The 8,035-nt window shown below is 58.0% G+C and carries 8 protein-coding genes and 1 pseudogene; 4 read left to right on the forward strand and 5 right to left on the reverse strand.

All coding sequences use genetic code 11. The features are described from left to right. Positions 1-163 precede the first annotated feature (163 nt). A complete protein-coding gene (gene istB / locus BMZ23_RS14475; RefSeq protein ID WP_093478979.1) occupies positions 164-919 on the forward strand; it encodes an IS21-like element helper ATPase IstB in 756 nt (251 codons plus the stop codon). 50 nt (positions 920-969) lie between these two features. Here the strand turns inward: istB and BMZ23_RS14480 are convergent, their stop codons facing one another. After that, positions 970-1,932, reverse strand: coding sequence for a transporter substrate-binding domain-containing protein (locus BMZ23_RS14480; RefSeq protein ID WP_218143622.1), 963 nt, complete (start codon positions 1,930-1,932; stop codon positions 970-972). Between the two features lie 143 nt (positions 1,933-2,075). On the opposite strand from BMZ23_RS14480, the gene glpD reads away from it, so the two are divergent. Further along, positions 2,076-3,572, forward strand: a complete 1,497-nt coding sequence (gene glpD, locus BMZ23_RS14485) for a glycerol-3-phosphate dehydrogenase (RefSeq protein ID WP_093478985.1) — start codon at positions 2,076-2,078, stop codon at positions 3,570-3,572. Positions 3,573-3,602: 30 nt separating this feature from the next. Next, complete coding sequence (locus BMZ23_RS14490) at positions 3,603-5,363, forward strand: hybrid sensor histidine kinase/response regulator (protein WP_093478988.1); 1,761 nt, start codon at positions 3,603-3,605, stop codon at positions 5,361-5,363. Here BMZ23_RS14490 and BMZ23_RS14495 read toward each other — a convergent pair. From BMZ23_RS14495 to BMZ23_RS15245, 4 genes and pseudogenes are all read right to left on the reverse strand, one after another. After that, positions 5,353-5,997 carry a response regulator transcription factor gene (locus BMZ23_RS14495; RefSeq protein WP_093478991.1) on the reverse strand — a complete coding sequence of 215 codons (645 nt, stop codon included), beginning with the start codon at positions 5,995-5,997 and terminating at the stop codon, positions 5,353-5,355. The genes BMZ23_RS14490 and BMZ23_RS14495 overlap by 11 nt on opposite strands. 95 nt (positions 5,998-6,092) lie before the next feature. Beyond that, positions 6,093-6,977, reverse strand: coding sequence for an ion transporter (locus BMZ23_RS14500; protein ID WP_093478994.1), 885 nt, complete (start codon positions 6,975-6,977; stop codon positions 6,093-6,095). Between the two features lie 39 nt (positions 6,978-7,016). After that, positions 7,017-7,562 carry an adenine phosphoribosyltransferase gene (locus BMZ23_RS14505; RefSeq protein WP_093478997.1) on the reverse strand — a complete coding sequence of 182 codons (546 nt, stop codon included), beginning with the start codon at positions 7,560-7,562 and terminating at the stop codon, positions 7,017-7,019. Between the two features lie 19 nt (positions 7,563-7,581). Beyond that, a pseudogene (locus tag BMZ23_RS15245) lies at positions 7,582-7,731 on the reverse strand (helix-turn-helix domain-containing protein); the annotation flags it as partial. Positions 7,732-7,812: 81 nt separating this feature from the next. On the opposite strand from BMZ23_RS15245, the gene BMZ23_RS14515 reads away from it, so the two are divergent. Continuing rightward, on the forward strand, positions 7,813-8,035 hold a 223-nt coding region (locus tag BMZ23_RS14515; protein ID WP_483866630.1), incomplete at its 3' end, for a transposase.

Below are 8,035 nucleotides of genomic sequence, written 5' to 3' on the forward strand. Positions count from 1 at the left end.
TGTCGATCAACTCGGCCAGCTACCAGAGCATCACCTCGATCCTGAAACAGGGGCTGGACCAGTTCCCGCTGCCTCTGGCCGACGATGAGCGTGACCTGACCGACCTGCCGGCGCACACCAACGTTCGTGGCCCGCATTACTACCACTGACCCCGGAGAAACCTATGCTGACTCACAACACACTCAACACCCTGCGCCACCTCAAGCTAACGGGCATGTGCGACGCCCTGGAACAGCAACGAGCACAACCGCAAACCCACGATCTGGCGTTCGAGGAGCGACTGGCCCTGCTGGTGGACCGGGAAGTACTGCACCGGGAGAACCGCCGGCTGGACCGGCTACTGAAGGCTGCCCGCTTGCGCGTGCCGGCCTGCATCGAAGACATCGATTACCTCCACCCGCGCGGTCTGGAGCGCTCGCGCATGGCGGGCCTGGCTAGCTGTGACTGGATCAGGCAATCGCTGAACCTGTGCATCACCGGCCCCACCGGCTGCGGCAAGACCTGGCTGGCCTGCGCCCTCGGCAATCAAGCCTGTCGCCAAGGGCTGTCCGTCCGTTACCTACGGGTGCCGCGGCTGTTCGAGCAAGTACGGATCGCCCACGGTGATGGCAGCTACGCCCGCCTGATGACGCAGCTGTTGAAAACCGATCTGCTGATCCTGGACGACTGGGGCATGCAGAAGGTCAATGCCCAGCAACGACAGGATCTGATGGAAGTGATTGAGGATCGCCACGGACGAGGCTCAACCCTCATTGCTAGCCAGCTACCTACCGAACACTGGCACGACTACATCGGCTCCGCCACGCTCGCCGACGCCATCTTGGACCGACTGCTGCACGGAGCCCATCGACTCAATCTGAAGGGGGAATCACTGAGAAAGGCCAACGCTCAAAACACGGTGCTGGTTGACCCATCGTGACCGCTCAGAGTACAAAACCCGTTCCAGCGTGAAGGCCGTGTGCAAATCGGTCACGATCCCCGGAATGACCGGTCACGTTCGCCGGAATACGCACGTTGCTCGTTATGGTGCAGGTGTCGCGTTTTCTCTTGTACCCGATACCTCAGCAACAGGTTGAACCCGAGCGTGAGAAGTAACAGGCCCAACAGAAGAGCACCCAACCACCAGATCACTGGCGGTATGCGTGCAACAATGGTGCTGTTGTCGGGCTGCCAGTCCCTGAGGATGTTGAAATATACCGATTGCGGATCATTGCGCCAGCCTTGCAATTGCTGGTCTATCTGTTCCAGCAGTCCGGAATTACGCCCCCGGCTTGTAGCAAAAAACAGGCGACTGGGTTGGAACATGATAGGGGTCGGGCGCAGGCCCATGACTTCAGCCTGCAAATCCCCGAAGGTATGATTGGCTGCGGCCGCATCGGCTTCACCGCGTTGTACCGCGTTGAAAGCCAGCTGATAGCTGTCAGCGTAAACGAAGATTATCTCTGTACCGAACTCCAGCGCCTGCCGTTGCAAGTGCTGTTGCTGGATCGAGCCTTGCAGCACAGCCAGTCGCTTGCCATGCAGTTCGGGTATTGATTGCAGCAACGGCCCATCACCCTGGTAGATCTGCGACCAGCTGTGCAATACGGGTATCTGGTGAAAGTCAAACAGGGCACTGCGCTCTTCACTCCAGGCCACATCAGGTACAAGATCCAGCTCACTGTTTTCCAGCATCTGCAGGCACTGTTGCCACTGGCAGGGCTGCCACTCAAGCTGCCAGTCATTGCTTGCGGCCAAGGCTTCCAGCACAGCGGCAAAGATGCCGTCGGGCTGGCCGGATTGGTTGATATACAGCTTGGGCGGGTTCTCGTAGACGGCTGCCCGCACAGTTTGCGCCTGCGTGGCATTGGAGAGCGCCAGCAGACAACACACCAGCAGCACGGCTGGAAGACCATATATCCTTGCGTTCGAGAGCATATTCGTTCGTTCCATGAAGGCTACGTACAACAGCCAAGGCAGATATACACTCATGCATAGCAGAAAACTGCTGGTTATACAGGAACAGACTGACTGTCAAGCGCGTTTGCACTGCCAGTCAGCCACTGTATGCTGCAGCAAAGAACAACGGGGGCGGCATGATCCGGGCTGATGCAGAGCACACAAGCAATAGCTGCGACTTGCTGGTGATAGGTGGCGGCATCAACGGTGCAGGTATTGCCAACGATGCAGCTGGGCGCGGGCTACGAGTCGTGCTGTGCGAGCAGCACGATCTGGCCGCACACACCTCGTCGGCCAGTAGCAAGCTGATCCATGGTGGCCTGCGCTACCTTGAGCACTATGCGTTTCGTCTGGTGCGCGAGGCGCTGGCGGAGCGCGAGGTGTTGCTGGCTAAAGCGCCGCACCTGGTGCGGCCTTTGCCATTTGTTCTGCCGTACCGTGCCCATTTGCGTCCACGATGGCTGTTGCGGGCAGGTCTGTTTCTTTATGATCACCTGGGGCGTCGACAGCAACTGCCCGCGAGCAAGGCATTGCAATTGCCACCAGATGGCCCGTTGCAGCCTGACATACAGCACGCTTTCGAATATCACGACTGCCAGGTTGATGATGCCCGCCTGGTGCTGGTCAATGCCTTGCAGGCTCGCCAGCAGGGGGCAAGCATACTGACGCGTACCCGCTGTGTGCAGGCACGGCGCGTGGCGGGCGGGTGGCATGTTGAACTGGAGAATGCTGCCGGACAGCGCCTTTTCTATCAGACCAGCGCGTTGGTCAATGCCGCTGGCCCCTGGGCCTCACGGCTGTTTGCCGAGGTTTTGCATGAACCCGCACCGCACCGGTTGCGGCTGGTGCGCGGCAGCCACATTCTGGTTCCTCCCTTGGTCAACGGCCATCACGGCTACATACTCCAGCATACCGATGGTCGCGTGGTCTTTGTGTTGCCTTGGGACGGCCACAGCCTTATCGGCACTACCGATGTCGATCATACGGATGATCCGGGGAGCGTTGTGGCGACTGAGGAGGAACAGCGTTACTTGCTGGATGTGGTAAACGCCTGGTTCAAACGGCAACTTCAGCCTGCCGACATACTGCACAGCTTTGCCGGTGTAAGGCCCTTGCTGGATGACCACGCCGGCAGCGCTTCGCGCACTACCCGTGATTATCACCTCGATCTGCAGGGGCAGCCGGGACAGCCTCCGCTGCTTAGTGTATTTGGTGGAAAGCTGACGACTTACCGGCGCCTGGCCGAGTCTGCCATGCAGCGCCTGCGCCCATGGTTTCCAGCCATGGGCGCGGACTGGACTGCCAACAGCGTATTACCTGGTGGCGACATCCTCGACCCTGAAGCTTTCGCAGGTGAATTACGCCAGACCTATACCTGGCTACCCGCGCCACTATGCCTGCGTCTGGCATCAACCTACGGCAGCCTGTGTCATACTTTTTTGCACGAACATAAAAGTTTGCAATCTCTTGGCCGGGACTTTGGCGAAGGTCTGAGCGAGGCTGAGTTGCACTACCTGCATGACCGCGAGTGGGCAGTGAATGCCGAGGATGTGCTCTGGCGCCGAACACGTTTGGGGCTGGGCTTTTCTGTTGCCGGGAAACAGGCGCTTGGTGATTGGCTGGCGCAGCGATAACAACAACTAACAACCGTGCGAGACCTTGGTATGCAGGAACTTGACGAACCGGCGCTGATGGCGCAATCCAGAGGCTTTGCCGGTCTGCGCTTCAGTCAGGCACTGGAGCCCGGCTTCCTGCACTACATGCATGTAAAAATGGCCGGCAGGGCGCGTCTGGTTGCTATATCGGCTATCAGTTTCATGCTGTTTTTCATGTGGCTGGATGTGGCTTACCTGCCAGAGGAAATCCTGCCCCTGACGCTTGGCGGGCGCTTGCTGGCACTGCTGCTGATCTGCTTTGCACTCTGGTACAGCAACCGACCTGAGCAAGTGGCTGCAAAATCTGCCTTTCTGGTCTCTGCCTGCACCTATGCGGTCACCGGCATTATTGTTTCGCTGGTGATAGTGTTGGCGCGTGTCAGTGAAACCCGGGTACCGGTTACCCATGACGGGCTGTATCTGATCCTGTTTTGCGGATTATTCCTGATTGGCTTGCCGGCACGCCATGCCGTGCTGGGCTCCTGGATGCTGGTTCTGGGCTTTCTGCTGGCCAGCTGGATTGCCGGAACCGGGCGCGTACAAATGATCAGTAACGGCCTGTTCCTGATGATGTTCACCCTGATTGGCAGTATCGGTGCCTACATGTACGAGCACATGCTGCGCAGCGCCTACCTCAGTGAGCGATTGCTCGATGCAGCCCGCCAGCGAGCCGAGCGTGAAAGCCAGGGCAAGACCCGTTTCCTTGCAACGGCCAGCCATGATCTTCGCCAGCCATTGCACGCCATGTCACTGTTCATTCAGCACCTGGACGAGCAAGTTACCCAGCCGCAGGCACGTCAAACCATTGCGCGTCTTTCCGAGTCGGCCGAACTGCTGCAGCAAATGCTTAATGCACTGCTCGATATGTCGCGCCTGAGTGTCGGCATGGTAAAGCCCCAATTCAAACGCTTCAATCTGCAACCTTTTTTACAGCGCATCATCGACAGTCTTGAGCATCTGGCTTTGCCGCGCGGGGTTTCTCTGGAACTCTTGTGCCCAGTCCGCGCTGCTGTATTAAGCGACCCGGTGTTGCTTGAACGCTTGCTTCGCAACTTTCTCAACAATGCACTGGTGCACGCCTCAGCAACCCGGATTCGTCTTGAGGTGACACCCGTCGAGGACAGGTTACGGCTGGCCGTGGTGGATGATGGCTGCGGCATGGCCGAAGAGGACCAGCAGCGCATTTACGAGGAGTTTACCCAGTTACGAAACCCTGCTCGCACACTCGACAAGGGCGTTGGTCTGGGCTTGTCGATTTGTCGGCAGTTGCTGCACTTGCTCGAATACCCATCAGGACTGCTGTCACGGCCAGGGCAGGGCGCACGATTCTGGTTTGATGTACCGCAGGCCGAGTGGCGTGAAGAGATTGCAGAGCCGACCTTGCGTGCAGGTCGGCTGGCAGGGCGTGTACTGGTTGTTGAAAACGACCGGATCAACCGCGAAGCGCTGTCAGCCCTGCTGAGCCAATGGGGCTGCTCGGTACAGGCATTTGCCGACCCGCAGGAGCTACTGCAGTTACGACCGTTTCCGGTAGTTGACCTGCTACTGAGTGATTATCGACTGGAAGGTGACCTGGATGGTTTGCAGCTGATACGGGCGCTGCGCTCGGCAGAATTGTATAGCGGGCCGGCGCTGCTGCTAACTGCCGATACCAGCGACACCCTGACCGAACAGGCCCGACTCGCGGATGTTGAGATGCTCTACAAACCGGTATTGCCGGCACGTCTGCGACGGCAACTTCAGCCCTTGCTTGGCGGCACTACTGGCTGATCAGTCCAAGGCGTCTGGCAATGCTTACGCACTCGGTGCGGTTGTGACAACCAAGACTGCCAAAGATCGCCTTGAGATGGGTCTTGACTGTGTCTTCCGACAGGCACAGTCGCTGGCAAATGCTTTTATTCGGCAAGCCCTCAGCCAGCAAATCAAGAATCTGCAGTTGGCGAGGGGTTATACCCAACTCACGCGCCCCGTGTTCACGCACGCGGTGACGGCTGTCATCACCGATCACCACCTGCTCGCCATACAACAACCGGCATACGGCATCACGCAAGGTATCACCATCAGCGGTCTTGCTGATAAAGCCAGCAGCGCCTGATTGCAGGGTGGCTTCCAGGTCGCTGGCGCTATTACTGCCGGTAATAATGGCGATGGGAACCAGCGGGTCGATTTTCTGTAATTTCTGCAGCAAGACCAGGCCACTGCTGTCAGGCAACTGCAGGTCAAGCAGCACCAGATCGTAAGGGTGACTGCTGATAAGGGTTTCCGCATCGGCGGCATTGGTTGCGTGATCGATGATAATGCCACTGGCCAGGGTGCCGAGGGTCAGGCTCAGACCATCCAGATAGATCTTGTGGTCGTCAATCAGCAGCAGACGGGTTTCCGGTGGCAGTGCGGTCTTTGGCATGACGCGGATCCTCTTGGCAGTCGTATTTTTGTCTGCCGTTCTTGTTGTCAGGAAGGATCATAAGCAACTGGGGGGCAGGTATCCAGCCCGACAGGTCAGTCAGCCTTCAACTGCTTGCGCAATTCACGCAATTCATCACGCAGGTGACGCACCTCTTCCAGCAACAACTCCTGATTGACGCCAGAAAGACTCGAATGTGCATGCACGTGGCTATGTGGTGACTGATCAGGCTCCGGGTGCAGCAACTGCTCTTCCGCACGCTGGGCAGCCACCTGCTCACGCTGGTTCTGGATGGCGTCCACGATTACCGCGATAAACAGGTTGAGCATCATAAAGGTGGCTATCAGGATAAAAGGCACAAAATACAGCCACGCCAGCGGATACTCTTCCATCACCGGACGCACTATGCCCATCGACCAACTTTCCAGAGTCATTACCTGGAACAGCGTATACAGGCTGGCGCTGAGGCTGCCAAACCAGTCGGGGAACTGTTCACCGAACAACTGGGTGGCAATGACGGCGGCAACATAGAAAATCAGGCCAAGCAACGCGACAATGCTGCCCATACCCGGCAGCGAAGAGAGCAGCGACTGAACAACGATCTTCATGCTCGGCACTATCGAGATCAAACGCAGCACCCGCAGCACTCGCAATGCACGCAATACCGCCAGCGGACCACTGGCCGGAATCAGCGCAATGGTGATTACCAGCGTATCGAACAGACCCCACGGGTCACGCAAGAGCCTCCATCCGTGAGCAACAAAACGCAGGACCAGCTCTACTACAAAGAGTGTCAGGATGATCTGGTCAGCTCGGGACAACAGGGTCCCCCATTGCTGACGTATTTCAGGTACGGTTTCCAGTCCGAGAATAACGGCGTTCACAAGAATCAGCGTCATGATGCTGAACTGTACGCGTGGACGTTCTATCAGGGTACCCAGGCGCTGGCGCCAATGGGGCAGGGCGGTTGTATGGGTCATCTTGGGCCTGCTGGGGCTGATGTTACAGCCCCTGAATGGTCAGTCGTTATCGCCGAAGGCACAGAGTGAAAACACCGGAATGCCGGCATCCTGCAGTTTCTGCGAGCCGCCAAGATCCGGCAGATCAATGATGGCGGCGGCTTCGACCACCTCGGCATTCATGCGATGAACCAGCCGCGCAGCAGCCAGCAGGGTGCCGCCCGTGGCAATCAGGTCATCCAGCAACAATACGCGTTCCCCGCCTTCAAGCGAGTCAGCATGGATCTGGATTTCCGCCTCACCGTATTCGGTAGCGTAGCTTTCGCTCAGGGTGTCGGCCGGTAGTTTGCCTGCCTTGCGGAACAGGATCAGTGGCTTGTTGAGTTCATAGGCAAGCACTGCACCCAACAGAAAACCGCGGGCATCCAGCGCGCCTATGTGTGTAATGGGCGCTTCTACATAACGCTGGATAAGGCTGTCGGCCACCATACGCATGGCCTTTGGCGACTGGTAGAGCGGTGTAATGTCACGGAACATCACACCGGGTTTCGGAAAGTCCGGAACAGGACGCACGCGTGACTTGATGGTAAAGGTATCAAAGATCATGGTTCGGCTCGCGCTTGGATCAGTCGCCAAGACCACCGGCCAGCGTGCATAGCTGGGCATGGTCGAGAATTTCAATCTGTTTGCCGTTGGCGGCAAGCAGCCCCATCTGCTGGAAGCGGGTAAATACCCGGGAAACAGTCTCTACTGCAAGGCCGAGATAGCAGCCTGTTGAAATTCGCCTACGGCCTGTCTGACTTTGCCGTGTAAGGTTTACGATATCGGCTCCAATCTGCCGGGAACCCCGATTTCCATGCGTGGCGCCGATATCACTCAGGAATCCTTGTTCACTGTCGCCAAGCTCGATGACTTCGTGCCAGCGACTCACCCACTGCGCGCCATCCGCAAGCTGGCAGACACCGCTCTGCAGCGGATGAGCGCCCTGTTCGACACCTTGTATGCCGACACCGGCCGCGCCTCGATCGCCCCCGAGAAGCTGATGCGGGCGCAGTTGCTGCAGTTGTTCTACTCGCTGC

Origin of the sequence: Halopseudomonas yangmingensis, assembly GCF_900114825.1 — a bacterium.
Taxonomy (GTDB): Bacteria; Pseudomonadota; Gammaproteobacteria; order Pseudomonadales; family Pseudomonadaceae; genus Halopseudomonas; species Halopseudomonas yangmingensis.